The following is a 1,486-nucleotide window of genomic DNA, read 5'->3' on the forward strand; positions in this document are numbered from 1 at the left end:
CCCGACGATGTTCATGACCCGTGTAAGATTATAGGCCAAGACCGAGAGTGCCATCTCGGCCGCTACTTTTGGGAGCGTTTTGGTGAGGAAGTGTGTCGCTCCCATGCGGGCCTTCATCGTGCCGAACGGATGCTCGACCGTCTCCCGACGCTGACGCATGGCTTCTGGGTTTGCGTCAAGGCGCTGCTGCACAGCCTCAAGCAGATGCTCGTGCTCCCAGCGTGTAATTCGCCGCTCTGGTCCTGTCGTGCACTGCGATTTGAGCGAACAACTTTGACAGGCAGTGGTCCAGTAGCGCCGCAGCATCTTGCCGTCTTCTTCGTTTGTGTAGCGATACGGCAATCGCTTCCCAGCCGGACAGCGATAGGCGTCCTCCTCTGGCAAATAGGCAAAGTCCTGCTTACCGAAGCGCCCCTCCGATTTGGCACCCGACGTCAGCGGCTTGGGCAGAGTTACGGTGATGCCGGCCTCGTGGCACGCGAGGATCTCCGGGCTGTTGAAGTAGCCGCGATCGGCTACAGCTTCGAGCGTCTCGGTCTCGAGAACAGCCTTCGCCTGCTTGGCCATATTGGCGAGTTGTGCCCGATCTGAGCCGCTGTTCGTCACCTCGTGCGCTACGATCAGATGGTGCTCGGTGTCGACGGCGACCTGCACGTTGTAGCCAACGGTGCCGGAGCCCCGGCCGCTTGTCGCCATCGAACGGCTGTCGGGATCGGTCAACGAGATTTGCTGGTCGGGTGACGCAAGCATCTGCTTCTCGTAGACGGCAAGCTTGCCCATTTCTTCCCTCAGCTTCGTCAGCTTCTCGGTTAGCCTCGTCACCTTGGCGGTCAGCGCCTCGCTCGGCTCCTGCCGGTCGGCCGTGTCCAGTTGGCTCAGATAGCGCGCGACGCTCTCCTCCAGCTGCGCGCGCCGCCGCTCCACCTTCGCGCGTGTGAAGTTCTTGTCCCGGTTGTTCACAGCTTTGAACTTGCTGCCATCGATGGCGACGCTCGACGTCGCGAGGAGACCCATTTCACGGCAGAGTTCGACGAAGCGTGCGCATACCTTGCGGAGCGCCAGGCCATTGTCTTTGCGGAAGTCCGCGATCGTCTTGTGATCAGGTGCGAGCCGGCCCAGCAGCCACATGGCCTCGACATTGCGTCCGGCCTCTCGTTCGAGCCGCCGGCTCGACTGCACCCGGTTCAGATAGCCGTAGATGTAAAGCTTCAGGAGAACCGAGGGATGGTATGACGGCCGACCGGTCGCCGCCGGCTTCACCCCCTCGAAGCTTAGCTCGGCCAAATCGAGCGCATCGACAAACACGTCGATCACGCGAACAGGGTTGCTCTCGTCAATGAAATCATCGAGGCACTCGGGCAATAGCGTCGATTGCCCACGATCCGCCTCCGCAACGAAGCGCTTCATTCCAGCCCCCCGCAAATCGTGCGGGAATCATATCGCGCGAATCACATCAAGCGCAGCGTTTTCACACAGCCAGGGTCAA

Annotated in this window: 1 protein-coding gene; it reads right to left on the bottom strand. The window is 60.9% G+C overall.

Annotated elements, in window-relative coordinates; translation table 11 throughout:
- Nucleotides 1–1,407: IS1182 family transposase (locus AAE027_RS39400; protein ID WP_479714276.1), on the bottom strand; the 1,407-nt coding region annotated here is incomplete at its 3' end.
- Nucleotides 1,408–1,486: the final 79 nt, after the last annotated feature.

This window comes from Bradyrhizobium sp. DN3, assembly GCF_041357655.1.
GTDB lineage: Bacteria > Pseudomonadota > Alphaproteobacteria > Rhizobiales > Xanthobacteraceae > Bradyrhizobium.